This window comes from Halomonas sp. AOP43-D1-4, assembly GCF_052446175.1.
GTDB lineage: Bacteria > Pseudomonadota > Gammaproteobacteria > Pseudomonadales > Halomonadaceae > Vreelandella > Vreelandella citrativorans.
This window is the reverse complement of sequence record NZ_JBQSVY010000006.1, coordinates 119,758-144,583: the sequence shown is the minus strand read 5'-3', so window position 1 is coordinate 144,583 and position 24,826 is coordinate 119,758. Positions and strand designations below refer to the sequence as shown.

The 24,826-nt window shown below is 53.0% G+C and carries 23 protein-coding genes; 16 read left to right on the top strand and 7 right to left on the bottom strand.

From position 1 onward, the window contains the following. Positions 1-136 precede the first annotated feature (136 nt). Positions 137-1,708, bottom strand: coding sequence for an ABC transporter substrate-binding protein (locus ACT3RQ_RS08355; protein WP_441679828.1), 1,572 nt, complete (start codon positions 1,706-1,708; stop codon positions 137-139). Between the two features lie 290 nt (positions 1,709-1,998). Here ACT3RQ_RS08355 and ACT3RQ_RS08350 point away from each other — a divergent pair, with 290 nt between their 5' ends. Beyond that, the gene (locus ACT3RQ_RS08350) at positions 1,999-2,499 is read left to right on the top strand and encodes a hypothetical protein (RefSeq protein ID WP_444640290.1); all 501 of its coding nucleotides are present in this window, start codon (positions 1,999-2,001) and stop codon (positions 2,497-2,499) included. Positions 2,500-2,525: 26 nt separating this feature from the next. Here ACT3RQ_RS08350 and ACT3RQ_RS08345 read toward each other — a convergent pair whose 3' ends face one another. Continuing rightward, complete coding sequence (locus ACT3RQ_RS08345) at positions 2,526-2,915, bottom strand: glutaredoxin family protein (RefSeq protein WP_193053180.1); 390 nt, start codon at positions 2,913-2,915, stop codon at positions 2,526-2,528. Between the two features lie 290 nt (positions 2,916-3,205). Between ACT3RQ_RS08345 and mpl the strand changes: the two genes are divergently transcribed. From mpl to ACT3RQ_RS08330, 3 genes are read left to right on the top strand one after another with little or no spacing between them, the layout of a single operon-like run. Next, a complete protein-coding gene (gene mpl, locus ACT3RQ_RS08340) occupies positions 3,206-4,591 on the top strand; it encodes a UDP-N-acetylmuramate:L-alanyl-gamma-D-glutamyl-meso-diaminopimelate ligase (RefSeq protein ID WP_444680283.1) in 1,386 nt (461 codons plus the stop codon). After that, positions 4,588-5,241: a flavin prenyltransferase UbiX gene (locus ACT3RQ_RS08335; RefSeq protein ID WP_444680282.1), complete on the top strand. Its 654-nt coding sequence runs from the start codon at positions 4,588-4,590 to the stop codon at positions 5,239-5,241. The genes mpl and ACT3RQ_RS08335 overlap by 4 nt, the downstream gene beginning before the upstream one ends. Continuing rightward, positions 5,238-5,858, top strand: coding sequence for a LysE family translocator (locus ACT3RQ_RS08330; RefSeq protein ID WP_172118359.1), 621 nt, complete (start codon positions 5,238-5,240; stop codon positions 5,856-5,858). The genes ACT3RQ_RS08335 and ACT3RQ_RS08330 overlap by 4 nt, the downstream gene beginning before the upstream one ends. Before the next feature lie 5 nt (positions 5,859-5,863). Here ACT3RQ_RS08330 and ACT3RQ_RS08325 read toward each other — a convergent pair whose 3' ends face one another. From ACT3RQ_RS08325 to ACT3RQ_RS08315, 3 genes are read right to left on the bottom strand one after another with little or no spacing between them, the layout of a single operon-like run. Further along, entirely contained in the window at positions 5,864-7,261 is a 1,398-nt protein-coding gene (locus ACT3RQ_RS08325; RefSeq protein ID WP_444680281.1) for a bifunctional DedA family/phosphatase PAP2 family protein, read from the bottom strand. Positions 7,262-7,289: 28 nt separating this feature from the next. After that, positions 7,290-8,216, bottom strand: a complete 927-nt coding sequence (locus ACT3RQ_RS08320; protein ID WP_444640286.1) for a diguanylate cyclase domain-containing protein — start codon at positions 8,214-8,216, stop codon at positions 7,290-7,292. Beyond that, the gene (locus ACT3RQ_RS08315; RefSeq protein ID WP_444640285.1) at positions 8,213-9,061 is read right to left on the bottom strand and encodes a hypothetical protein; all 849 of its coding nucleotides are present in this window, start codon (positions 9,059-9,061) and stop codon (positions 8,213-8,215) included. The genes ACT3RQ_RS08320 and ACT3RQ_RS08315 overlap by 4 nt, the downstream gene beginning before the upstream one ends. 198 nt (positions 9,062-9,259) lie before the next feature. Here ACT3RQ_RS08315 and ACT3RQ_RS08310 point away from each other — a divergent pair, with 198 nt between their 5' ends. The 11 genes from ACT3RQ_RS08310 (at position 9,260) to lipB (ending at position 19,671) form a co-directional block, all read left to right on the top strand. Beyond that, positions 9,260-10,567 carry a glutamate-5-semialdehyde dehydrogenase gene (locus ACT3RQ_RS08310; protein ID WP_193053140.1) on the top strand — a complete coding sequence of 436 codons (1,308 nt, stop codon included), beginning with the start codon at positions 9,260-9,262 and terminating at the stop codon, positions 10,565-10,567. A gap of 46 nt (positions 10,568-10,613) precedes the next feature. After that, positions 10,614-11,273 (top strand): nicotinate-nucleotide adenylyltransferase, encoded by a 660-nt coding sequence (gene nadD / locus ACT3RQ_RS08305; protein WP_441679478.1) that lies wholly within the window; start codon positions 10,614-10,616, stop codon positions 11,271-11,273. 86 nt (positions 11,274-11,359) lie between these two features. Further along, entirely contained in the window at positions 11,360-11,746 is a 387-nt protein-coding gene (gene rsfS / locus ACT3RQ_RS08300; protein WP_172118365.1) for a ribosome silencing factor, read from the top strand. Further along, positions 11,743-12,210 carry a 23S rRNA (pseudouridine(1915)-N(3))-methyltransferase RlmH gene (rlmH, locus tag ACT3RQ_RS08295; RefSeq protein ID WP_172118366.1) on the top strand — a complete coding sequence of 156 codons (468 nt, stop codon included), beginning with the start codon at positions 11,743-11,745 and terminating at the stop codon, positions 12,208-12,210. Before rsfS ends, rlmH begins: the two co-directional genes overlap by 4 nt. 70 nt (positions 12,211-12,280) lie before the next feature. Beyond that, positions 12,281-14,188, top strand: a complete 1,908-nt coding sequence (gene mrdA / locus ACT3RQ_RS08290) for a penicillin-binding protein 2 (RefSeq protein WP_193053136.1) — start codon at positions 12,281-12,283, stop codon at positions 14,186-14,188. Between the two features lie 3 nt (positions 14,189-14,191). Beyond that, positions 14,192-15,352 (top strand): rod shape-determining protein RodA, encoded by a 1,161-nt coding sequence (gene rodA, locus ACT3RQ_RS08285; protein WP_441679475.1) that lies wholly within the window; start codon positions 14,192-14,194, stop codon positions 15,350-15,352. 103 nt (positions 15,353-15,455) lie between these two features. Continuing rightward, a complete protein-coding gene (gene mltB / locus ACT3RQ_RS08280; protein ID WP_444680280.1) occupies positions 15,456-16,424 on the top strand; it encodes a lytic murein transglycosylase B in 969 nt (322 codons plus the stop codon). Further along, entirely contained in the window at positions 16,421-17,395 is a 975-nt protein-coding gene (locus ACT3RQ_RS08275) for a septal ring lytic transglycosylase RlpA family protein (RefSeq protein WP_444680279.1), read from the top strand. Before mltB ends, ACT3RQ_RS08275 begins: the two co-directional genes overlap by 4 nt. A 58-nt stretch (positions 17,396-17,453) precedes the next feature. Next, positions 17,454-18,653 (top strand): D-alanyl-D-alanine carboxypeptidase family protein, encoded by a 1,200-nt coding sequence (locus ACT3RQ_RS08270; RefSeq protein ID WP_444640304.1) that lies wholly within the window; start codon positions 17,454-17,456, stop codon positions 18,651-18,653. A gap of 55 nt (positions 18,654-18,708) precedes the next feature. Further along, the gene (locus ACT3RQ_RS08265; RefSeq protein WP_193053132.1) at positions 18,709-19,020 is read left to right on the top strand and encodes an HP0495 family protein; all 312 of its coding nucleotides are present in this window, start codon (positions 18,709-18,711) and stop codon (positions 19,018-19,020) included. Further along, positions 19,021-19,671: a lipoyl(octanoyl) transferase LipB gene (gene lipB / locus ACT3RQ_RS08260; RefSeq protein ID WP_441679471.1), complete on the top strand. Its 651-nt coding sequence runs from the start codon at positions 19,021-19,023 to the stop codon at positions 19,669-19,671. Positions 19,672-19,793: 122 nt separating this feature from the next. Here lipB and lipA read toward each other — a convergent pair whose 3' ends face one another. After that, positions 19,794-20,846, bottom strand: coding sequence for a lipoyl synthase (gene lipA, locus ACT3RQ_RS08255; protein WP_444680278.1), 1,053 nt, complete (start codon positions 20,844-20,846; stop codon positions 19,794-19,796). A 167-nt stretch (positions 20,847-21,013) separates the two neighbouring features. After that, positions 21,014-22,000 carry a LysR family transcriptional regulator gene (locus ACT3RQ_RS08250; protein ID WP_193053129.1) on the bottom strand — a complete coding sequence of 329 codons (987 nt, stop codon included), beginning with the start codon at positions 21,998-22,000 and terminating at the stop codon, positions 21,014-21,016. A 237-nt stretch (positions 22,001-22,237) separates the two neighbouring features. On the opposite strand from ACT3RQ_RS08250, the gene ACT3RQ_RS08245 reads away from it, so the two are divergent. Continuing rightward, positions 22,238-24,613 (top strand): DUF3141 domain-containing protein, encoded by a 2,376-nt coding sequence (locus tag ACT3RQ_RS08245; protein WP_444680277.1) that lies wholly within the window; start codon positions 22,238-22,240, stop codon positions 24,611-24,613. Positions 24,614-24,826: the final 213 nt, after the last annotated feature.

Sequence of the window (24,826 nt, the reverse complement as noted above, 5' to 3'; positions counted from 1 at the left end):
TAGTGTTTAGCAAAGGAAGTAGAGGTCAGTGCCGTTAAACATTTCGCAATGGGTTTTGACACAACAAGCGCTTCGCCCTCCAGTTGGCTGGAGAACGAAGCATCCGTGCAGGCAATTTACAAACCGTTAGTCAAACTTAGCGGTTAATAACGAGATCGCCCAAGTAGGGGAAGTCGATGGCGTTAACGACAGGTTCAATCTCAACGCCTTCGGCAGCGGCATACGCAAGGTTCTGCCAATGCAGCGTGATAAAACCAACATCTTCATACAGCATGGCTTCTGCTTCACGCAGCATTTCATTGCGCCGCTCAAGATCGGTTACGCTGTCGGCTTCAGTGACCAGCGCGTCGATCTCTTCATTGCAGTAATTGCCATAGTTGTATTGGCCCGCACCGCTCTCTTCATCAATACAGAAGGTGAGGTACTGGAAGAAGTTGGCAGTATCTTCAGTATCCGAATGCCAGCCAAGCATGGCGATATCCGATTGACGGGTATCATATTCTGGCCAGTACTGGGCAAGCGGCATGGTGCGCAGGTTAACGTTGATATTGATACGCGATAGCATGTTCGCTACCGCTTGGGCAATTTGTGCGTCGTTGACGTAGCGATTGTTGGGCGCAATCATGTCAACGCTAAAGCCATCTTCATAACCCGCTTCCGCCATTAGCTCTTGAGCGCGGGTCAGGTCATAGCGTGGTACCAGATCCGGGTTGTGACCGGAGTAGCCTTCCGGTGAAAACTGCCCAGCAGGTGTCGCAAAGCCACGCATTAAGCGATCAGCGATGCCTTCCTGATTGATGGCAAGGTCAACGGCTTGACGAACGCGCACGTCTTTGAAGGCTTCAACTTGTTCTTCGTTAAGCTGGAAGCCGATAATACGCGTGCCCGGTACTTCGAAAAGCTCAACATCACTTGCTTCACGAACGCGCTCCAGATCATTCGGCGGCACAGCGTCAATAAAGTCGACGCCGCCCGAGAGCAAGGCTGCTACGCGCGCGGCGTTTTCCGCAATCGGCGTGAGTACAATGCTTGAGACATTGCCTTCGCTTTCAGTATCCCAATAATCTTCAAAGCGCTCAAAATCGACACGTACGCCTTGGCGACGGTCAGTAAGAACGAACGGGCCGGTACCGGAAACATTGCGTGAAGCAAACGAGTTGCCTGCTTTTACGATCTCCGCTTTATCGACGCCATTTTCGGTTTCACCAGTATAGAACTGGCTATCCATGGGAAAAATGTAGGTCGCCAGGTTGAGCAACAGCGGATAGGGGGTCGTCGTCGTGATTTCCACCGTGTAGTCATCAACCGCTTCGGCGGTAGCAATGGGCTCAAAAATGGCGCGGTAGTCAGGGCTCTCTTTTAAGCGCTCAATCGTCCATACCACGTCTTCAGCCGTCAGCTCGTTACCCGAATGAAACTTAACGCCTTCACGAAGCGTCATGCGCATATGCGTATCGTCTGTTTGTACCCATTCAGTTGCCAAGCGGGGCTCAAACTGAAAATCCTTGGTCCAGCGGACGAGAGGGTCAAACGCCAAGTGGGAGAAACGCAGCATACCGCCGGAAAGTTGTTCGTGAATATCAAGCGTTTCCGGATCGGCGGAGTAGCCAATGCGCAACGTTTCAGCGTTTGCTGTTAAAGGGAGCACTGCGCTACCCGCAACAGTTGCACCGATAATAGTGGCCAGTATCTTTTTTTTGAGCGCCATAATCGTTCCCGTCTTATTGATAATTTTATTGTTCACATTACCGTCTAAACGCTATTGGCGAGACAGCAAAGCAGACACGGTCAGCTTGTAAGCTATCCTATTAACATAGAGAGTGTTGAATGCGTCATACAATCGAAATAGTGATAGACCCTATTCAACTATTGAATGATTGGGCTTGTAGCAGTGAATAGTGGAGTGCAAGCTAGTCTAAAGTCGTAGATGAAAAATAAACGGGCGTTTGGTATCAGCCCACGAAAGCCATTAGTGACCCGCTGGAAGGCAGGCTGAAAATGATGAAATGGAATCAATGGATCATTCTGGTGTTAATCGGTTGGCTTCCATTAACCGCACAGTCTGACACTATTGACGGCATGCTGGACGGCGAGCCGCGGGAGTGGTTTGTGCTGAGCCAGGGCCGTGACTCCAATGCTTCTTTTGTAGAGGTTGGCGATCAACGCCAAATCACTATCACAGGGTTTGTCGAGCCTGACCAAAGGGACGCCTACGAAGGGTTGTCTATTAGCCTGGCGGTTGAAGACAACCAGCTTATCGATGCCCACGTGGTACAACTGATCGGTAGCACCACCGTACCGCCGCTTTACACCTCTGAAGGAGGCAGTGTTACCGTCACGTTGACGCAGCTTGAGCAGCAAGGCAGCCACATTCATATTGCTGGACGTGTCGAAGGCGTATTGGCGTTGCAAACTGCACTGGACGACGCGCCCAGCCGGGCTGAGGGAATCGACATCGATGTGCAGTTTGACGTTAATGCCTATCGAGCACGGTTCTAACAAGCACAGTTCTAATAAGCAGAACTCTAGGCCCCAAATTGCTGATGCAGCCATGCATTAATATCATCAGACTCATACAGCCACTCTTCGCGACCATCTTCATGGTGAATCTTTAAGCAAGGCACTTTGGTTTTGCCGCCGCCTTCAAGGAGGTCCTGCTTATGTGCGGGGTCATGCTGAACATCGCGCAGCTCAATGGTTAGTCCTAAGCGGGCAATTTCTTTACGCACCTTAATGCAGAAAGGGCAGGTACGGAATTGATAAAGGGCCAGGCGTTGGCAAGCCTGGTCGACGCGCGCTTGATCGGCGGGGGCACGCTCAATCGCGTTAGGCGTTGAGAGTTTTTCACTGATAAGCATGACCGGTGCCAGCACCAAACGAACACCACGGAAAAAATAGCGAATTAATACACGCATAATAAACTCCATCGCTAACCCTGGGGCATGGGTCAGCGTTCTTAGAAAAAGTACGTCATTGTAAACAGCGATGCTACGCGCCAACAGGTGGGCTTTAAACAAGCGTGCGCGCATCCTGCAATAATCGAACGCATTTGTCACTTGGCTACGCTCGCTATACGTATATTGGGGCATTTTCTAACCACCACGTGTGCTTAAACCCTTGCTTCTGGGTGAGTAAACAAGCCGAGCATGCTAGTCTTTTCAGCTATTTTAAGCTGTGTTTATTACGTTGTTCAGGGACAGAAACCATGCATCTTCATATTATCGGTATCTGCGGCACCTTTATGGGTAGTCTTGCGCTACTCGCGCGCGAGCAGGGCCATCAGGTTAGCGGGTCAGATGCAAACGTCTATCCTCCGATGAGTACTCAGCTTGCTGAAGCAGGCATTACGTTAATGGAAGGTTATCGAGCAGAGCACCTTGGTGCTTCGATTGACTTGGTGGTAGTGGGGAATGCGCTGTCACGCGGAAATCCTGAAGTAGAGGCGCTCCTTAACAGCGGTTTGCCGTATACCTCAGGAGCGCAGTGGCTTGCTGAGCATGTGTTACCAGGACGGCGAGTAATTGCTATCGCCGGTACCCATGGTAAAACCACCACCGCCAGTTTACTGGCCTGGCTATTGGAGAGCGCAGGCCAAGTACCGGGCTTTTTAATTGGCGGTGTACCGCGTAACTTTGGTGTTTCCGCGCGGCTGGGTGATCCTCAGGGGCCTTTTATTGTTGAAGCAGATGAGTACGATACGGCCTTTTTTGATAAACGCTCCAAGTTTGTACACTATCGCCCCGATATTGCTGTGCTCAATAATCTAGAGTTTGATCATGCGGATATCTTCCCGGATTTAGCTGCTATTGAACGCCAGTTCCACCATCTTGTGCGCACCGTACCCAGCCAAGGGTGCCTGTTGGTAGCCGATGAACAGCCAGCGCTAGAGCGAGTCATAGCGATGGGAGCCTGGACACCCATTAAGCACTTTGGTGAGCAGTCCCAAAGTGCGTGGCAGCTCTACCTTGAGCGCCCTGATGCCAGCCGTTTTCAGGTGATTCACCGCACAGACCGGGGCGAAGAGGATAGCGTCGTCGAGTGGTTGTTAAGCGGCGTTCACAACGCGCGAAATGCTTTGGCAGCGTTGGCGGCTGCCCACGAGTGCGGAGTTGATTTAGCCCGGGCATGCGCAGCACTAGCGCGTTTCGAAACGCCACGACGGCGCCAGGAAGTGCGTGGAGAAGTGGGGGGCGTTCAAGTTATTGACGACTTTGCCCATCACCCCACGGCGATTGCGGCGACCTTGCAAGGCTTGCGTGCCACAACGACCAAAGGGCGCTTGCTGGCGGTCATTGAGCCACGTTCCAATACCATGCGGTTAGGTGCGCTACGCGATCGACTCAACGACAGCATCGCTGATGCGGATCAGGTGTATTGGTATCAACCTGCCGGTATTGATTGGTCGATGGAGGCGCTGGTAGCTGAGCAAGGTGCTAAAGCCCATCTTTATCAGCAGATTGAAACACTGGTAGAGGCGGTTGTTCGCCATGCCGAACCACTGGATCGGATTGTGGTGATGTCCAACGGTGGCTTTGAGGGCGTACATGAACGTCTGCTAAATGCCTTAACGGCCAAGGAATTGAACACGTGAGTACAGATTCCCTGTTCAAAAAGCCGATCACCGTGGCATTAACGGGCGCTTCTGGGGCGCAGTATGGCTTGCGGCTGATAGACGTATTGGTAGAGGCAGGCCATGAAGTGTGGGTCATGATCTCCAAAGCGTCACACATGGTGATTGCCACGGAAACCGAGATTAGCCTGCCTGCTCAGCCAGAACGGCTGGCTGCTGCATTGAGAGAGCGTAGCGGCGCCGCGGCTGGCCAAATCCGCTGCTTTGGGCGAGAAGATTGGATGGCGCCTGTTGCCTCCGGGTCTGGAGCGGCCTCGGCTATGGTGGTGTGCCCATGCTCGACGGGAACGCTCTCGGCTATTGCCACTGGGGCAAGTAACAACCTGATTGAGCGGGCGGCCGATGTCGCGATTAAAGAGCGCCGAACGTTAGTGCTAGTGCCCCGAGAGAGTCCATTTTCGCCTATCCATTTGGAACATATGCTGGGGCTAAGCCGCATGGGGGTTGTCATTTTACCTGCCGCCCCCGGATTTTATCACCGCCCGCAATCCATTGATGATCTCATTGATTTTATTGTGGCACGCATTCTTAATCAGTTGGGCATTCAGCATACCTTGATGCCTCGCTGGGGCGAGGATGAAGCCGATAACATGTCTAAGGATAAGCAATGAACTGGGCCACGCTCTCTATATTTGTACCCACGTTTTTATTTGTGTCACTAACGCCGGGTATGTGCATGACGCTTGCCATGGTGCTGGGCATGACCCAAGGCGTAAAACGTACGCTGTGGATGATGATGGGAGAGCTGGTTGGCGTAGGGCTGGTCGCCGCAGCAGCAGGCGCCGGGGTAGCCGCCTTAATGCTCCGTCAGCCTGAACTCTTCACTGTGTTCAAGTGGGTGGGCGGCGCTTATTTGGCCTATTTGGGCATTATGATGTGGCGCTCTCGTGGGCGTATGGCGATACCCAGTGAACTAAATGCGGGGCCTGCCGCCGGGCGGCTAACACTTGCCATGCAAGGGTTTGTCACCGCTGTGGCTAACCCGAAGGGGTGGGCGTTTTTTATGGTACTGCTGCCCCCCTTTTTGGATAGCAGCCGCCCGCTGGGTAGCCAACTGGTTCTGCTGATTGTGGTTATTTTGTTGATCGAGTTTGCCAGCCTGTTGGTGTATGCCGTCGGCGGTAAAACGCTGCGTAAAACGCTGGGAAAAAGCGGCAATGTTCGTTTACTTAACCGCATTGCCGGCACGTTAATGATGGGCGTTGGATTATGGCTGGCGCTAGGCTAGGCCGCTTAAACCGGTGGGAAGAAAACCACGCGAAGGCTGATTAATACCAGCGAGGCCGACCCCAATAGCAGCCAAGGGCAGGGCGTTAATGGCTTTCGAGGATAGCGCTGCCAGCTTAAACGAACCAGCGCACAGATCATCAGCCCAAGCAGAGCGCCGCCGACCAGGTCACTAAACCAGTGCACGCCAATAACGAGCCGTGACAGTGCCATTGGCACCGCCAAAGCAATCGCCACCCAATAGATCCAGATACGTTTTTGGAGAGGTAGCTCCGAGGCAATAAACGCGGCGGCCAAGCCCAACACGACAACCGAGGTTGACGTATGGGCACTCGGATAAGAGAGCGAGCCGGTCAGGTAATCGGGGGTATCAGGCCGAGCACGCCCGAAAATGGCTTTACCCAGCGTGTTAAGAAGCGCTACGCCTCCCACCGCCGCTCCCCAATGCAGCAAGGCATCCCATCTTCTATAAAAAATCATCCATAGTGCCCACGGCAGCAACAGGACGGCAATGCCCAACTTGTCGCCAATCTTGGCAAATACGGCACCAATAGCGATAAGGGTGTCGCTTTGCAGCCAGCTAAAGAGCCGTTGGATATAGAGGTCGAGCGTCAATGGACCATTGTGATGCACAACCAGCAGTGTCCAACCCGAAAGGCAGGTTAAGGCAATAATAAATAGCAGCAGCGAAGCGAGAGGAACTTCGCCAGATTGGCTCATGACAAGCCAGGGGCGGCGCATAAACGGAATACGACGTGCTAAACGGGCGGTAGCAAGGTAGAGGCGTCCATGACGGCCCACCTGTGCTCGCCCCCAGGAGAACACTACCGCGAGTACCACCACGCTGGCGGCTATTATGATCAACGCAGTTTCGATGCCCGGGGGTAAATCAAGGTGTTCTTGCCATGTTCGTCCGAGCAAATAGCCTGGCAGTACATAGGCAGGTGCCCACAGTGCGGCAGATGTGATATTTGCCCATAAAAAATTACGGGGTGGCATCCGCATCATGCCCGCTATGAGCGGAATGACGGGTCTTACCGGGCCAACAAATCGGCCAATAAAGACCGAGTAAAGACCATAACGATCAAAAAATCGGGAGCCTCTGCCTAGCCATTCTGGATGTAGGGAAAGTGGCCAGCGTTGAGTGATTTGTGCATGGTGGCGATAACCAAGCCTGAAACTAATGCCGTCGCCGATCACCGCGCCTAAAAAGGCGGCCATTACTAACCACACTAGCCCGATAGACTCATGCCCCGCCAGGGAGGCCACTGCCGTAATCAGCACCACGCCGGGCACCAACAGGCCCACTAATGCTAACGATTCTGCAAGCGAAATGAGCAGCATCAGCAGAAGAAGCATGAAAGGAGAGAGCGAGAGCTGTTGAAAGGTTTCGACTAAAGACACGAGGGACTCCTGAAAGAGCGATACGCTGTCATCCGTTTGCCAGCGCATGAGCACGGGCGTGCAGGCGTTGTATATAGCGCTCGAAGCTCTCTTTATGAGGCAAACAAGCTGCAATGCGGGCTTCAAGATGACCGGTTTCAACCAATACACACTGGGAAAGTGCATGCTGTAGCCGCTCACGAACCAGCAGCGCACCGCTTTCGCTGGTGTCGGGCAGCACCAGCCAGAAGGTGGCCTCGCCAGCGCGCCCCAATATGTCATGATCACGGCAGCGACCTATCACTTCGCTACACAGTGTATCAAGTAGCGCGATTTTAGCTCGAGAGCCGAACTGCTCTTCGGCCATATCCAGCTGTGGCAGGTGAATGACCAGTACTGCCAAGCGCTTGTTAAGCATGGCAGCACGCTGAAATTCGTTGTTTAAGCGCTCCTTTAACGTTTCGTAGTTGTAGGCGCGACAGTGGCTATCATAAGGGTCAGTGGCCTGTAGTAATGCGCGGCGGCGAGCATGCTCCCATCGAGGGAGGGCCAGCAGTAAAAGCAAAATAACATAGCCGAGATAGAAGGGTGGCTCAGGTGTCGGGTGAGAGATAAACAACCAGACAAGGGGGCCAAGCACCCCCGTCAGCACCAAGGCAAGCCAAAGGGGTAAGAGTATAAAAGCAGAGGTGATGGGTAGGCCAAGCCAGATGGCTGATGCGTTAGAGATAGAAAGCGTACTTAATACCGTGAGGTAGGTGCTGCCTACCAGCAGTATTTGAGATATGTATCCCTTTAATCCCTGCCCTAAATGCATCAGTAGGGCCGCTAATAGCACCAGGGTAACAAACGCGGGTACCCATAAGCTCCGGTAGCTGCCCATTTTATAGAGCCATAACGCGTACCCCATCATTACTACCAGGCTGGTACTGTAAGTGATGATCATTAGCCGCTTGGAGAACGGATAGCTGTTCATGAGGAACCCAGCGTCTTGGGGGTATTGCAGAGGTGTTCAAGCGTTAAGGTTGAAGACTCAATATCCATTAGCGGCTCATGATGGCTCACCACATTTTCAGGAAGTGCTGCTTGGAGCTGCTTGCGACGGCGTGTGGCTTCTTGTGGCGAGCGAGAAAGCATCAAGGCGGCAAGCGTTGTGCTATTCAGGCGATAGGTGTTCTCAAAGGAGTAGGTTAGCTCACAAAGCTTTTTTGCGGTGGGCCAAAGCTGGCGCCGCTTAACCTGCAATATAAACAGCTCTGCGTAGATAGCCTCGCGCTCAGAGCGGGTTTGCTCACGAGGAAGATCGCGCAGCAACTGTTCGCCAGCCCAAAGATTAACCTTTGGGATAAGCCGCAAACGCTGGCCGATAGCCCCATTCATATCAACCAATTGGCGTGCGCTAGAAACCGCCAGCAAGCGCAGTATGCCCAATAACAGTAGTATTAGCCCCCCGGCTGGAAAGGATAATTGTGGCGCTATTAAGACGCCGCTAAGTAGTGCGGCCATGGCATTAAGTACAAGAATCCAGCGCGCCTGGGGTAGCATGAATATGGCCGCCCACGCCCAGATCAACATATCATGCTGCTCTGGTGCGCTGGCAATTAATCCCAGCAGTAATAAGCCCGGCAGCACTTGCCAGGGCAGCCCTCTGGAGTGACGATGACTAAAGTCCAGAAGCAGCGCCGTAATGCAAAGCCAGCTGACGGATAGCCAAAGTAGCAGGATGGCCATGGGCTGTGCGCCCAACGTCCAGAACGCTAGTGCAGCCGCTGCGGCGAGTAAATTGGCTCTAAGCAAGTGAATTTTGTATTTGCTTTGCATGGTGGCTTACTATTCACCTTCACGAACTCCATGTACGTTCCCCGTCGTCTAATCAGCGGTGACAGGACCAAGTGTGAAACTTAAAATGCTCATTATAACGTTTAAGTAGCGTAATATATTGCCTACTACTGGACACAATTACGACGCGCCTGACCAGATAAAATGATGGCGGCGTGCATGATGATAAAGGGAGACAGCATGAGCGTTTCAACGCCCTTACAAGATGAGGCTCAACAGCAACTCACCGCCGGTGATGTTCCCGCATACATGCAGGCGCTTGGAAAGGCAGCGCGTTCAGCCGCAAGTGAGCTACGTCGTGCTGATACCGGCATCAAAAATCGTGCCCTTGAGTCAATAGCGCAGCAGCTGATGACGGCTCGCGCGCGTATTTTAGACGCCAACGCTCAGGATATGCAGCGCGGTAAGGAAAATGGTCTGGATAGTGCGTTACTTGACCGCTTGGCGCTTGATGACGCCCGTTTTGATGCGATGATTGAAGGGCTGCGTCAAGTGGCCGCCTTGCCTGACCCGGTGGGTGAGATAGACGATATGAGTTACCGTCCCAGCGGCATCCAGGTAGGCAAAATGCGCGTGCCTTTGGGGGTCATTGGCATCATTTACGAATCACGCCCCAATGTAACGCTTGAAGCGGCCAGTTTGTGCTTAAAATCGGGCAATGCCTGCATTTTACGCGGCGGGTCAGAGGCGAGCGCGTCCAATCAAACCATTGGCGAATGCATTACGCAAGGACTGGTGGATGTGGGACTGCCTGCTAACTGCGTTCAGGTGGTGGCGACGACCGACCGTGCCGCCGTCGGCGCCTTGATCAGCATGCCTGATTACGTGGATGTCATTATCCCGCGTGGTGGGAAATCGCTGATTGAGCGAATCTCGCGTGACGCTAAAGTGCCCGTTATCAAGCACCTTGATGGTGTTTGTCACGTCTATATTGATACCACGGCGGATCCAGCTAAAGCCTTGGCTATCGCGGTCAATGCTAAAACGCACCGTTACGGCACCTGCAATACCATGGAAACACTTCTGGTTGATGCGCCGGTGGCTGATTTGCTGTTGCCAGAGCTGGCGCGGGCTTACGCAGGACATGAGGTTGAGCTACGAGGCTGTGAACGCACTCAAGCGCTGCTTCCTCAGGCCTTGGCGGCATCCGAGGAAGATTGGTACGCCGAATATCTTGCTCCGGTATTAGCGATCAAAATAGTGGATGGCGTGGAAGAGGCGATTGCGCATATTGAGCGCTATGGCTCGCACCATACCGACGCTATTGTGACCCAGGACTACTCTCTGGCGCGCCGTTTTATGGCCGAGGTGGACTCAAGCTCTGTGATTGTGAATGCCTCAACCCGCTTTGCCGATGGGTTCGAGTATGGGTTAGGTGCTGAAATTGGCATTTCGACCGATAAGCTGCATGCGCGAGGGCCGGTGGGCTTGGAAGGCCTTACCACGCGTAAATACGTTGTATTCGGCGATGGCCAGGTTCGCCAATAAGGCGTGTACGCTATGAGTTTTGCAGCGCTATGAGTGGTAGGTCGATATGAATTCAGTACCCATAAAAGCAGGCATGCTGGGAGGGACATTTGACCCTATTCACCATGGCCATTTGCGCAGTGCTTTGGAAGTGCGAGAAGCATTGGGCCTTGACCAGTTGCATATGATACCGGCGCCAAAACCACCTTTACGTGGTGCACCACAAGTGTCGGCAGAGCAACGAATGGCGTTGTTACAAGCCGGGATTGGCACTACGCCTGGGCTTTACGCGGATAACCGTGAGCTGCGCCGCGAAGGGCCATCCTACAGCGTTGATACGCTTGCTGAACTGAGGGCTGAATATGGTGAACAGGCACGTTTAGTCATGGTGATTGGGTTTGATGCCTTTTTACGCCTTCCTCAGTGGCAGCAGGTTGACACGTTGTTTTCTCTCGCTCACTTGGTAGTGATGGCCAGACCTGGCTATCAAACACCCTGGTCTGATGAATTAAGGGAACTGGTAGGGCAACGTGAAGTCGAAGGCGTGGACTCGCTGATGCAGCGCCCCAGTGGTGGCGTTTTACTGCTGTCGCTCCCTTCGATGATGGCAATTTCAGCGACCTATATTCGTCAGCGGCTTCGTGAGGGAAAAAGCGTTCGTTATTTGCTCCCGGAAGCGGTTGAAGAGGCCATTTTACATAAAGGCTTTTACCAGGACGTTGAATAGCGCTGGTAGTCACGCAAGAAGCCGTTACAATGGCCCGCTTTGCTAGCTGAATACCAGAACACCATACGAGGTTATCTGCAGGAGTCATGCACATCGATACACTGAAAAGCCTAGCGCTTGATGCGTTAGAAGACCTTAAGGCACGCGATATCACTCAACTGGACGTTTCCAGCTTAACTGAGGTTACCGACCTTATGTTGATTGCTAGTGGTACGTCTACCCGGCATGTTGCGGCACTTGCGCAAAACGTCGTAGAAAAAGCCAAGGCAGCCGGTCTTGCGCCGCGCGGTGTTGAAGGCGGTGATAATGCGGATTGGGTATTGGTCGATCTGGGTGACATTGTTGTTCATATCATGATGCCGGAAGCCCGTACACTTTATGACCTTGAACGCCTCTGGGCAGACCTGCCTAGCGATGCAAGCATGACGGATGAGGCACGCACGCTTTTTGAAGAGCGAGCCACGATGTCATGAAAATAAGGCTGTTGGCGGTAGGTACGAAAATGCCTGCTTGGGTTGAAGAGGGCATTGAAACCTACCGTAAACGGCTCCCTCGGGATTTCAGCCTTGAAATAGAAGAAATCCCGCTTGGCCAGCGCGGTAAAAATGCAGATATTGCCAAAGCGCGTGCTCAAGAGGCTCAACGCATTCGCGATAAACTGCGGGGTGATGAGTATCTGGTTGCGCTGGAAGTAAAAGGCAAACCCTGGACAACCGAACAACTGGCCCAGGAAGCGGATAGCTGGCGTATGGAGGGCCGCGATATTGTATTGCTGGTCGGTGGGCCTGATGGTCTTGAACCTTCCCTCTCTGCGATAGCCGATAAAGCGTGGTCATTGTCACCGTTAACGTTGCCGCACCCGTTAGTTCGTATCATGCTGGCCGAGCAGCTTTATCGTGCCTGGACGCTATTAGTTGGTCACCCCTACCACCGTTAACGGCTCAAAAGGTGGTGGTATTTGTTGGCTGTGTTGCGTCAATCGTCTGATTTGAGAGTCATCTGTTGCCATGCCCCAGCGCCGTGACACGCTAAAAAATTCTGAGCAAGAGTTGCGCATTTTTCGTGTCAGAACACTTCTTGCCGTTCTGGTCGTTATAACGCTTACCGGTCTGCTGGTAGGGCGTTTAGGCTACTTACAAATTGTTCAACATGAAATTTACACCACGCGGTCAGAAAAAAACCGTGTGCGTGTTGAGCCGCTGCCACCTAATCGAGGTTTGATTTATGACCGAAATGGTGTGCTGTTAGCTGAAAACCGGCCTACTTATAACCTGACGCTGGTGCGTGAGCGTGTTGATGACCTTGATGCAACGCTGGCCCTGTTAGTGGAGTTGCTGGAACTGCCAGAAGAAGATATCGAGGCCTTTAACGTACGTTCACGCCAGCGACAGCGTCCTTTCCAACCTGCGCTCTTAATGAGCGATCTGAGTGAAGCCCAAATTGCTCGGCTCGCGATTAATCGCCACCGCCTGCCAGGCGTTGAAGTCGAAGCCCAACTGCTACGTTACTATCCCGATTCAAACGTTATGGCCCATACGCTGGGCTATGTAGGGCGTATTAATGTTGATGAGCTGCAAAATTTGGATGCCGGCCGTTATGCCGGCACCCACTTTATTGGTAAAACCGGCATTGAACGCTTCTATGAAGAGGAGCTTCATGGCGAAGCAGGTCTGCGTAAAGTCGAAACCAACGCCCGAGGTCGAGTATTAAGAGAGCTGGGCCGCACCGACCCAGTGCCTGGGAAGAACATAACGCTGACAATTGATAAGTCGCTACAAACGCTTGCCTACGAGTTAATGGATGGGCGGCGTGGGTCGATCGTCGCTATTGCGCCTGCAACGGGCGAGATTCTGGCCATGGTGTCGACGCCTGGGTTTGACAGCAACCAGTTTGTGACCGGGATCGATGTTGCCTCCTATCGCGGCTTGCAGAATGACCTGGACTTACCTCTTTTTAACCGCTCTATTCGTGGTCACTATCCACCTGGCTCGACCATTAAACCCTTTTTAGCCCTCGCGGGACTGGCTGGGGGGGTTATTACCCCAGACAGCACGATTAGCGACCCAGGCTATTATCAACTGCCTAATGACTCCCGACGTTACCGGAACTGGTTGCGCTGGGGGCACGGTCGTGTGGATTTAGAGCGTTCATTAGCAGTCTCTAATAATACTTACTACTACACATTGGCCCATGATTTAGGTATCGATAATCTGCATGAACGGATGAATGGGTTCGGATTCGGGCGACGAGTCGCCTACGATGTTCAGGGTGAAAGCACTGGGCTGATGCCGTCTCGCGAATGGAAACGGGAGCGTTTTAACCAGCCGTGGTATCCCGGCGAAACCTTGTCAGTAGGTATTGGTCAAGGTTACTGGCAAGTAACGCCGTTGCAGCTGGCAAGCGCAACGGCAACGCTTGCCAACCGGGGCCACTGGGTAAAACCCCGCTTAGCTCTCCAGGTGGGCGATACGCTGCTTCGTGAAGATTTACCCGACACGCTGGACGATATTCAGCTGGAAAATGATGCCTGGTGGGACCGGGTATTTAGCGGTATGGAGAAAGTGCTCAGCGGTAGCGAAGGCACTGCACGGCGGACTGGCGTTGGCCTTGAGTATCGAATGGGCGGCAAATCGGGAACGGCTCAGGTGTTTTCTTTGGGCCAGGACCAGCGCTATAACGCCGATGAGCTTGAGGAACGCCTGAGAGATCACGCCTTGTTTGTAGCGTTTGCGCCGGTTGATTCCCCCCAAATTGCCGTGTCGGTTATCGTTGAAAATGCGGGCGGCGGCAGTACCCATGCAGCGCATTTGGCGCGCGCCATGACCGATGCATGGCTTTTAAAAGATGAAGCGCCTGACGCAGATGATGTACGCGACGTGTTGGAAGAAGATACCGCTCAAGTGGAGGGGAACTGACCTATGCCCTGGCAGACGCTTACCCGCCCATTGCGCCGTTATCCCGTTCGACCGCCCGATAGCGGTATCGCGCGACGTAAAAGTATTTGGGAACGCATCCATATTGACCCTTGGTTGTTAGGCCTTTTATTGGTCTTAATGGTGGGTGGCCTACTGGTTTTATATAGTGCGTCTGGCCAGCGTATTGAGTCGGTAATCGCTCAGGCGATGCGGTTTGGCGTTGCGCTGGCAGTGATGGCATTATTGGCGCAGCTGTCACCGACCACGTTTTTACGCTGGGCGCCCTTTGCCTATGGCGCAGGGGTTATCATGTTATTGGCAGTGGAAATTGCCGGTGATATTGGCATGGGGGCTAAGCGCTGGCTTGAGATCCCAGGCGTTATCCGATTTCAGCCCTCAGAGATGATGAAGCTAGCGGTTCCGTTAATGGTGGCTGCCTATTTGAATCGTTGCCAGCTTCCACCGCGATTAAAGGATATTGTGGTGTGCGCGGTGATCATTGGTGTGCCGGTTGTATTGACCGCTATTCAGCCGGACCTGGGTACATCGTTACTGGTGGCCAGTGCGGCTGTCATCGTGGTTTTGCTCGCGGGTCTTTCATGGCGCTTGATTGGATTTGTTGGTGGATTGTTGGCTGCGTGCGTGCCGCTTTTGTGGATGAACATGCACACTTACCAACGTCAGCGGGTATTAACCTTTCTTGATCCAGAAAGCGACCCACTAGGCTCGGGTTGGAATATTATTCAGTCAACCACGGCCATTGGTAGTGGAGGGCTATGGGGAAAGGGGTGGCTGGGGGGCACGCAGTCGCAGCTTGAATTTCTGCCTGAGCGGCATACTGATTTTATTATTGCCGTATTGGGTGAAGAGTTTGGGCTTATCGGGATGCTGGTTTTATTGGCGCTTTACTTGATGATCGTAGGTCGCGGTATTTGGTTGGCGGCTTCTTCACAGGATACGTTTGGACGTCTTTTTGCCGGTAGTATCATTCTCACCTTTTTCATTTATGTGTTTGTCAACGTGGGGATGGTTAGCGGTATTTTACCCGTGGTAGGCGTGCCGCTGCCCTTGGTGAGTTATGGCGGCACCTCTAGCGTGACCTTGTTGGCAGGGTTCGGTATTCTCATGTCTATTCATGCCCATCGTCGGCTATTGCCACGTTAGTATTTCAGTCAGGACGGTGTGTTTTCAAAGGAGTGGTGAGTTGATAAAAAGGGCCCGAAATAAAGCTGGCAGTTGTCTTGTTGCCGCGCTAATAGCGTGTTCGATGCCTGCCGTATTCGCTGAGGAGCATTCGGCGGAAGGGGTGGACCTGCAACATAATGAACGCACCCAGGTATTGGTAGATGAGTTAATCGCCCAAGGCATACCGGAAGCGTGGTTACGTGAGGCTTTCTCTCAAGCCACATATTCTCAAGCGGTGCTGGATGCCATGGAAGGCGCGGCAGAGCGCCGCTTAAAGTGGCACGAGTACCGCGATATATTTCTAACGGAGCAGCGTATCGAAGAGGGCGCTGCCTTTATGCAAGCGCACGCTGAGACCCTGGCACGTGCGGAAGATGTTTATGGCGTGCCGGGTAATGTTATTACCGCCATTATTGGCGTAGAGACGTACTATGGCCGCCATAAAGGGCGCCATCGCGTGCTGGACTCACTGGCTACGCTGGCGTTTTATCATCCCAGTCGAGGGGATTTTTTCCGTGGTGAGCTAGCTGCTTTTTTGCAGATCGCCCATGAGCAAAAGGTCGATCCGGCTGAACTTTATGGCTCGTATGCAGGCGCAATGGGGTATCCTCAATTTATTCCCACTAGTTACCAGGCCTATGCCGTTGATTTTGACGATGACGGCATTCGTGATTTATGGGAAAACCCAGTGGATGCCATCGGTAGCGTCGCGAATTATTTTGCTGAGCATGGCTGGCGGCGTGATGGTGCCATTTATCATGAAGCAACGGGACCGGAAGTGTTGCCCCAGGCGCTGACGTTTAACCAAACGTCTTCGCCGACCATGAGTGTGGCTGAGACAGCCAAGCAAGGGATTGAACCGCAAGAAGCGCTTAACGATACTTTGCTTGTGATGCCCTTGGTGTTTGAGATGGATGATGGACAGCTACGCTATCGGCTGGGTGAAAACAACTTTTATGTTATTACACGCTATAACCACAGTCATTTATACGCCATGGCAGTGACAGAGTTAGCTGAGGCCATTCAACAGCGGGCTGAGGAACAAGGATGAGCATGTTGCAATCAAGGACCTGGCAAGTAGGCAGTATGATCGCCTTGATAATAGTGGTAAGCGGCTGCGCGAATCGTGAAGCTCAGCGCGTTGCTACGCCAACTCAAACTCAACCTGACGCTGCACCCGCCGCAAGTACTACTGCCAGTGGAGGTGGGCGCTATGCCATGCATGGGGATGCGTATCCTGTTGCGCCGCCGGATGTATCCACCGTGCCGGATGCTGTACCACGTAATGAACCGCGTTCTGCGGGGGGCAACCGCTCAACCTATGAAGTATGGGGTGAAAAGTACCATGTAATGCCGGACGCTTCTGGCTATGCCAAGCAAGGTTTGGCCTCGTGGTACGGCGAAAAATTTCATGGCTATGCGACCTCAAATGGCGAGATTTACGACATGTATAAAATGTCGGCGGCGCATCGCTCGCTACCGTTGCCCACCTTTGCACGCGTTACCAGCCTGGACAGCGGGCAGTCGGTGATTGTCCGTGTTAACGACCGTGGTCCCTTTCATAGCGATAGAGAAATAGATCTTTCTTACGCAGCCGCCGCCCGGTTGGATATATTGGATAATGGAACAGGACGAGTAAAAGTCGAGGCCATTGAGCCTGACCGTTGGCTAGCTGAGCGCGGCGGAGCGCCCGCGAGTACTGCGCCGAATGCGGGTGCGCCCGTTGCCGAGCCCGCGCCAGCCGCATCTGTACCTCAAGCAGCTCCGTCTGTGGCCTCTAATAACCCCGCTGAGGGTGATGTTTCAGGCGGCTATTACCTTCAGATTGCTGCGCTGGAAAGCGCTGATAGCGCTCGTAAGCTTAGCCAGCGATTGACAGACGAATTGCCTCACAGCGTTCGTGTAATGAATGAGGCTAATGTGCATCGTGTGCAGGTGGGGCCAGTAACACCGGCTCAAGAGACCCAGGCTCGGGAAGCACTTCGCCAAGCGGGGTTTCCTCAAGTTTTTATCGTGAGATAATTCATTTTTTATATTCTTTGGTGCTTAGCGCCACTTTCTTGCAAGTGAGATGTTAGTGATGAATGTATTCGTGTCGATTCGCCGCTCTGCCCAATTATGTTTGTTTGCGGCCATGACGGCTGTTGCGTTGCCGGCTGCGGCTCAAGTCATACCTCAGCCGCAAACGATTATTCCAGCCGCTCCGCAGCTTGCTGCTAGTTCCTGGATTTTAATGGATGCCAATAGTGGGCGAATTCTAGTCGAACACAACTCAGACGAACGCTTGGCGCCAGCAAGCTTGACCAAACTCATGACCGCCTACCTTGTCGAGCGTGAGTTGGATCGCGATACCATCACGTTGGATGATCTGGTCAATGTCAGTGAAAACGCCTGGCGGACTGGTGGCTCAAAAATGTTTATTGAAGTGGGCAACCAGGTTCCCGTCGAGGAGTTGCTGCACGGCATTATTATTGTGTCAGGTAACGATGCCAGCGTGGCCATGGCAGAGCACTTGGCTGGTGGGGAGGCTCCTTTTGCTGACTTAATGAACCAGCATGCGGCTCGACTGGGAATGGAAAATACCCACTTTGAAAATGCAACCGGTCTTCCTTCTGATAATCACTACTCAACAGCGCATGACCTGGCGCGGCTTTCACGTCATATCATCAATGATTACCCTGAGCACTATGCGATCTACTCGCAGCGCCACTTTTCCTATGGTGGAATTGATCAGCCCAACCGTAACCGCCTGTTGTGGCGTGACCCGTCAGTAGATGGTTTGAAAACGGGTTGGACAGATGCTGCGGGCTACTGCCTGGTGTCGTCAGCTGAGCGCGATGGCATGCGGCTTATTTCGGTTGTGATGGGCACCAATTCGGATGAAGCGCGCGCACAGGAAACTCAGAAGCTTTTAAGCTATGGTTTTCGTTTCTACGAAACCATGAACCTCTACGAGCGTGGTGCTGTGCTTGCAACGCCGCGTGTTTGGGGTGGTGACATTAACGAATTGCGTGCGGGGGTGGATGAAGAAGTGTTTATGACCCTTCCGCGTAACCGTAATGAAGAGCTGCGTGCTCGTCTTAATCTACACTCTGATTTACAAGCACCTATTGCGGTAGGTGATGATGTGGGCACGCTAGAGGTCTACTTGGGTGAAGAGATGGTTGGTGAGCGCCAGTTGGTAGCGCTTGAAAATGTGGAAGAGGGCGGGCTGTTTAAACGCCTTTTTGATCAGGTTCAGCGCTTCTTCAGCGGTTTAATTGCGAACTTCACTGACTAAGTGATTCGGCTCAGGTGCGTCCTGGGCCTTTTTTACCTTCAATAAAAGGCGCGTTATGACTAAGGATACGAAAAAGGGATTTCGAGACCTGCGCGAGCCGGTGGCAGAAGAAACCCCCAAGATCACTTTTCCTTGTGACTACTCTTTAAAAATAGTGGGTGATGCTGCTGAGGATTTTACGGCTTGTGTTTGTCAAATCGTGGTGCGTCACGCACCGGATTTTGATGAATCGACGCTGCAAGTGGTGGATAGTCGAAACGGTCGTTTTCAATCCGTTCGCATCACGATTAATGCGACCAGCGAGCAGCAAATTAGCCAGCTGTTTGAAGAGCTAAAAGCCACTGGCCGTGTTCATATGGTGGTGTGAGTGAGTCGTTCTGCACCTGTTGAGCTGCACTGCTTGGGTCGCAGGCCGTATCTGCCCGTTTGGGAAGAAATGCGCGCCTTGACGGACTCTCGTGACAGTGAGACACCGGATCAGTTCTGGCTGGTAGAGCATGACGCTGTCTTCACCCAAGGACAGGCAGGCAAACCTGAACATCTACTGATGCCAGGCGACATACCGGTGGTGCAAACCGACCGTGGTGGGCAAGTAACGTATCATGGCCCTGGGCAGATAGTGCTGTATCCGTTATTGGATGTTCGGCGCAGTAAAATAGGCGTGCGTGACCTGGTGTCTGCACTGGAAAATGCAGTCATTACGGTGTTAGCCGACTATGGCGTCAGTGCACATGCACGCCCAGATGCACCGGGTGTGTATGTCAAAAGCCCGATGGGCGAGGCCAAAATAGCGTCGTTGGGTTTGCGAATTCGGCGGGGAGCCAGTTACCACGGCGTCGCGTTGAATGTGGATGGAGACCTTTCTGCTTTTCAGCGCATCAATCCCTGTGGCTACGCAGGTATGGCGGTCACTCGCTTGGCTGATCTTGTTTCTTTGCCTAATGAGCATTACGTAGGCCAACAACTGGCATCTGCGCTGGCACTAAAGCTAAACAGAGAGCTGGTGACTATCGGCTAATCGCAGTGGTTTCTATAGAGCAGACAATGGTAGTACATAAAAAGAAGCCGCCGCGATAGTTAATATTCGCGGCGGCTTCTTGTTTTAAACTTACTCTGATCAAGCCCGTGCTTAATTCTGTTTCAGCCTACATTTAGGGCGGGAATAATATTAGGGTCAGACTCCTGGCCTGGGATCGCTGCCGGTGAGGCCAGCCCGAGGTTGTTCTTTTCGAACACTCGGTCAGCGCGATAGCTTGAACGAACCAGCGGGCCAGAAGGCACTTCCATAAAGCCTTTTTCAAGCCCTAGCACACGGTAGCGATCAAACTCTTCAGGGCTTACCCAGCGCTCAACCGGCAAGTGGTTTTTCGTGGGGCGCAGGTACTGGCCGAGTGTCACAATATCGACACCAATTTCACGAAGATCATCAAATGTTTGCAGGATCTCCTCATCGGTTTCGCCAAGACCCAGCATAATACTGGTTTTGGTAATGACATCGGGGCGATGCTGTTTCGCGTAGGCCAAAACGTCGAGTGTTTTGCGATAGCCTGCACGGGGGTCGCGAACCCGGCTGGTCAGGCGTTCAACGGTTTCGACATTTTGCGCAAATACTTCCAGGCCCGAATCCACAACGCTCTCAATGGCTGCGTGTTCACCATCGAAGTCAGGCGTCAGCGCTTCAACGACCACGTCTGGTGTGCGCGCTTTAATAGCACGGATACAGCTTGCGTAATGGCTTGCACCGCCATCGTCCAGATCATCGCGATCAACCGATGTTAGGACGATATAGCGAAGCCCCATTAATTCGACGGACTTGGCGGTGTTTTCGGGCTCTTCGTGGTCCAGCCAGCCTTTGGGGTTGCCCGTATCAACGGCGCAGAAACGGCATGCGCGGGTACACACAGACCCCATCAGCATGATGGTGGCAGTTCCATTGCTCCAACACTCGCCCATGTTAGGGCAGTGTGATTCAGCACAGACGGTACTTAGACGATGCTCAGAGACATTGCGCTTAACGGCTTCAAAGCGCTCGCCACCGGGAATTTGAGCGCGCAGCCATTTGGGCTTGCGTTCAAGAGACGGGGCTTCAGCCTGCGCGCTGCGCACCTTCATGCCATCCTTGATCGCCGTTGTGCCGTGTTCATTACGGAATTTCTGGCCGCTGGGTACACGCTGTGTGGGGTTGTTGCTCATAGGAATAGAGCCTCTCTACTGTGCGGCAGGCAAGGCTTATCATAGAAACGTAAGCGCTTGCCCCCCAATCATGCCGATTAATACGTTGCCAATTAACAGATTACTAATTAATACATAGGTAGTAGGTGTAATGTAACATATCTGGTGATTAACAAGACACCGTCAACTTAGCTTACAGGCATGGGCAAACAGGCAACACCGTGGCTTGGTAAGGGGCTAGGAGATGCTGCAAAGTAGTCTTGATACTCAGTGACATGCTCGTGAATAAACCGCATGAAAAGCTCAGCCACAGGTGTGGGAAAGCGCTCAAGGCGATAAACCGTGCACCATGCGCGTCGGATGGGAAAGTCCGGTAGCGGCAGTTCAAACAAAAGACCCTGCTCAAGCTCTAGCTGTACGGCAAGCCGTGGCAGCACGGCCACGCCTAAATGCGCCATAACCCCTTGTTTGATGGCTTCGTTAGTACCGAGCTCAATACGGTGCGGCAGCGCGACTTTTTGATACGCAGCAAGCTGTTCAAAGGCATTGCGCACGCCGGAGCCTGGTTCGCGCATTAACACATAGTGGCGGGAAAAATCAGCCAGAGTAGGCGTCAGCATGGCGAGTAAAGGGTGGTCAGGCCATACTACTGCTATCAACTCATTATCGATGATGGGCGTCACGACTAAGCGATCATCCTCGGGCACCATGGCCATAATCACCAGGTCATCCTGCTGTTCGGCCAAGCGCTCAAGCGCCTGACTGCGGTTACACACCTTTAAGCGCACATGAATATCAGGATAGCTTGCGCGAAAGCGGGCCAGTATATACGGCACGATATACTGCGCTGACGACACGGCGGCCAGGTTGAGCTCCCCGGAAATTTTTCCATTGATGTCTGACAGGTTCATCTGCAACCGGGAGAGCTGACTAAAGATTTCTCTTGTTGATAGCGCCAGCGTATCGGCGGCAGGCAGCACATGCAGCGTTTTTCCCGCATATTTAAACAGCGGCTGGCCAAGTGCCTGCTCCAGTTGGCGTATCTGAGCGCTGACGGCGGGTTGGGTAAGCCCTAGCTGTTCTGCTGCGCGTGAGTAAGAGCGTTGGCGATATACCGCCTGGAAGACTTGTAATTGACGAAACGTTAGGCGATTGAGCAGCTTAGGGGATGACATAACAACCTCAAGAGAATTGCCCTCCGGCGGCGAATAAGACGGCGAGCGCTACGAATGACTAACGCTGCCTAAAAATGCTACCACTGTTTATGCCTGCCGTGTCGCTAGTTTGCAGCGCTTGCGGTAAATCAGTGGTGTTACCCATCGACGTCTGTTGAGAAGTGGCTTAAGCTATATTGCATCGCAGCATCATGGTTTTTAGGTTGATCGCCAGCGCATTCACCCTAGGGAGACTCTATGAATTTTCTCGCCAACCCTTTGCTTACCGCTAACTCATTAACACGTACCTTTTGGGGGCAGTCAAACGATTCCTCCACGCTGCTACCGGGCAGTGAGACGCTGTCCTCTTTCATGGACCCCTTTGGGGTTGGGCGTGCCGCGGCCGATTACTGGCGAGATAGCGTTGAGCGTAGCGTGCTCTATTGGGATGTAATGCGCGAGCGTGGCAACCAGTATCTGGAGCACATGGAACAAACCAAGCCGAGTGTGCTTGGGTTTAAAACCGAAGTGCTGCTTGATGGTCGCACGCTTGCCCAGCCGACCAACTATGAATTGCTGCGTGTATTGCCCCCTGAAGATACCGTCACTGACCCCAGCAAGCGCCCGTTCGTGGTGGTTGACCCGCGTGCAGGGCACGGTCCTGGTATTGGTGGCTTTAAGCCTGACAGTGAGTTAGGCGTGGCGTTAAAAGCAGGGCACCCTTGCTACTTTATTGGCTTCTTGCCTTTCCCTGAACCGGGGCAAACGGTTGAGGACGTTGTCGAGGCAGAAGTTGCTTTTCTACGCCATGTGATTGAGCTGCATCCTGATATAAGCGAAAAGCCCATGGTGGTAGGCAATTGCCAAGCGGGCTGGCAGTTGATGATGGCGGCCGCACTTGAGCCGGACGTTTTTGGGCCTATCTTGATCGCGGGGGCGCCGCTCTCTTACTGGGCGGGGGAGCATGGCAATGCGCCCATGCGTTATACCGGCGGCATGACGGGGGGGAGCTGGATCACCGCATTCACCAGTGATATGGGTAACGGCTTATTCGATGGCGCTTGGTTGGTGCAAAACTTTGAGCGCTTGAATCCTGCCAATACGTACTGGAAAAAGCAGTACCACCTGTACGCTAACATCGACACAGAAACTGAGCGTTATCTTGATTTTGAGCGCTGGTGGGGCGGGCACGTGGTTCTGGGTGGCGAAGAAATCCAGTACATCGTCGATAATTTATTTGTCGGTAACCGGCTGTCGACGGCCCAACTGGTAACCCGTGATGGGCGGCGGATTGATCTGCGTAATCTACGTTCACCGGTGGTGGTGTTCTGTTCGCGTGGTGACGACATTACCCCGCCCCCTCAGGCGCTGGGCTGGATCCGTGATTTATACGAAGATACCGACGATATCATCGCCAACGACCAAACCATCGTCTACTGCATGCATGATACGACCGGCCATTTGGGGATCTTCGTATCCGGCAGCGTATCCCGCAAAGAGCACTCTGAGTTTACCGCCAATATGGACTACATCGATGTGCTGCCACCGGGGCTGTATGAAACCTCGGTTACCGAGGCGCCAGAGGGTAGCGATGCCGCGCTGTACGAGCGTGACTACTTATTGGAATTTACGCCGCGTAACTTTGAAGAGCTGGATCGTGAAGTGCAGCATGATGCGGACGATGACCGGCGTTTCGCGACGGTTGCCCGAATTTCCGAGATAAATTTGGGCTTGTATCGTTTGTATGTGCAGCCCTGGTTGCAGGCCATAATGACGCCAGAAGCAGCGCGCTTTATTCGGCGTATGCATCCTATCCGCTTGGGCTACAAGCTACTGTCAGACCGCAATCCTTTATCTGTCCCCCTGCCGGTAATGGCGGAAGCAATCCGCAAGAACCGTCAGGAAATTGGTCCAGACAATCTCTTTAAAGCGCTAGAGACGATGCATTCTGACCAGATCGTCGCCGCCTTGAATGCCTGGCGCGATCTGCGTGATAGCAGTACAGAGCGTCTGTTTATGGATGTCTATGGCCAGCCACTGCTACAGGCGGCTGTCGGACTTTATGGTGATGCGCATGTACACCGCAGGAGGCCGGGCGCTGAGCCTGAGCATCGTCGCTTCCTGGCGCGGCGCCGGGAAGAGTTAGGTGAGCGCATTGCTCAAGGGGGCGCGCATGAAGCGATTATGCGTTCATTAATCTACGTGTTGGGTGGAGCACCCTCCACCGATGAGCGCAACTTCAAGCAGTTACGTGCCACAAGGACGAAGCTTGAGTCAGACATCGAGCTTTGCGAATTCAAGCGGTTGGTGCGCGAGCAATTCTTTATTTTAAAACTTGATCGTGAAAGGGCACTGAATACGCTGCCTGAGTTACTGGCCGGTGAAACCAACAGTGCGATTGATGGCTATATTAAAAACCTGGAGAAGGTGTTTGCAGCAAGCGGTGAGCTTACTGAACACGCGGCAGAACGTTTTGTACAGGTAAAAGCGTTGTTTGATAAAGCACGTCCGGCCAAGCCTGCGGTCAAAAAAACGGCCGTCAATAAGGCAACCACGGTTGAGAGCCCACCGCCGAGCGAGGCCAAAAAGACCGACACGTCAGTGAGCCAAGGCAAGGGCTCCCGCAAACGTTAATCGGATCCTGATTGAAAAAGAACGCCTCTACTTTACCGTAGGGGCGTTCTGCTTATGAAAGAAATAGTAGGTTGCTGATCTCGTAACGTCAGTCTAGTGTCTAGCTACTTCGGTATAAAAAAGTAAGCTTTTCTCACTACTGTTCGGTTGACACTGGCGCTAAGTGAAGGCCTGGGGTAGGGTAGGCGCATTTTTTCATCCGTATGTTTGTCT

Bases quoted from the DNA above. Each gene is read 5' to 3' on its own strand.
- rodA (WP_441679475.1), top strand. From the start codon at position 14,192: ATGCCCTGGCAGACGCTTACCCGCCCATTGCGCCGTTATCCCGTTCGA.
- nadD (WP_441679478.1), top strand. From the start codon at position 10,614: ATGAATTCAGTACCCATAAAAGCAGGCATGCTGGGAGGGACATTTGAC.
- ACT3RQ_RS08245 (WP_444680277.1), top strand. From the start codon at position 22,238: ATGAATTTTCTCGCCAACCCTTTGCTTACCGCTAACTCATTAACACGT.
- rsfS (WP_172118365.1), top strand. From the start codon at position 11,360: ATGCACATCGATACACTGAAAAGCCTAGCGCTTGATGCGTTAGAAGAC.
- ACT3RQ_RS08265 (WP_193053132.1), top strand. From the start codon at position 18,709: ATGACTAAGGATACGAAAAAGGGATTTCGAGACCTGCGCGAGCCGGTG.
- ACT3RQ_RS08275 (WP_444680279.1), top strand. From the start codon at position 16,421: ATGAGCATGTTGCAATCAAGGACCTGGCAAGTAGGCAGTATGATCGCC.
- mltB (WP_444680280.1), top strand. From the start codon at position 15,456: ATGCCTGCCGTATTCGCTGAGGAGCATTCGGCGGAAGGGGTGGACCTG.
- ACT3RQ_RS08345 (WP_193053180.1), bottom strand. From the start codon at position 2,915: ATGCGTGTATTAATTCGCTATTTTTTCCGTGGTGTTCGTTTGGTGCTG.
- ACT3RQ_RS08270 (WP_444640304.1), top strand. From the start codon at position 17,454: ATGAATGTATTCGTGTCGATTCGCCGCTCTGCCCAATTATGTTTGTTT.
- mrdA (WP_193053136.1), top strand. From the start codon at position 12,281: ATGCCCCAGCGCCGTGACACGCTAAAAAATTCTGAGCAAGAGTTGCGC.
- ACT3RQ_RS08355 (WP_441679828.1), bottom strand. From the start codon at position 1,708: ATGGCGCTCAAAAAAAAGATACTGGCCACTATTATCGGTGCAACTGTT.
- ACT3RQ_RS08330 (WP_172118359.1), top strand. From the start codon at position 5,238: ATGAACTGGGCCACGCTCTCTATATTTGTACCCACGTTTTTATTTGTG.
- ACT3RQ_RS08350 (WP_444640290.1), top strand. From the start codon at position 1,999: ATGATGAAATGGAATCAATGGATCATTCTGGTGTTAATCGGTTGGCTT.
- ACT3RQ_RS08250 (WP_193053129.1), bottom strand. From the start codon at position 22,000: ATGTCATCCCCTAAGCTGCTCAATCGCCTAACGTTTCGTCAATTACAA.
- rlmH (WP_172118366.1), top strand. From the start codon at position 11,743: ATGAAAATAAGGCTGTTGGCGGTAGGTACGAAAATGCCTGCTTGGGTT.
- mpl (WP_444680283.1), top strand. From the start codon at position 3,206: ATGCATCTTCATATTATCGGTATCTGCGGCACCTTTATGGGTAGTCTT.
- ACT3RQ_RS08315 (WP_444640285.1), bottom strand. From the start codon at position 9,061: ATGCAAAGCAAATACAAAATTCACTTGCTTAGAGCCAATTTACTCGCC.
- ACT3RQ_RS08310 (WP_193053140.1), top strand. From the start codon at position 9,260: ATGAGCGTTTCAACGCCCTTACAAGATGAGGCTCAACAGCAACTCACC.
- ACT3RQ_RS08320 (WP_444640286.1), bottom strand. From the start codon at position 8,216: ATGAACAGCTATCCGTTCTCCAAGCGGCTAATGATCATCACTTACAGT.
- lipA (WP_444680278.1), bottom strand. From the start codon at position 20,846: ATGAGCAACAACCCCACACAGCGTGTACCCAGCGGCCAGAAATTCCGT.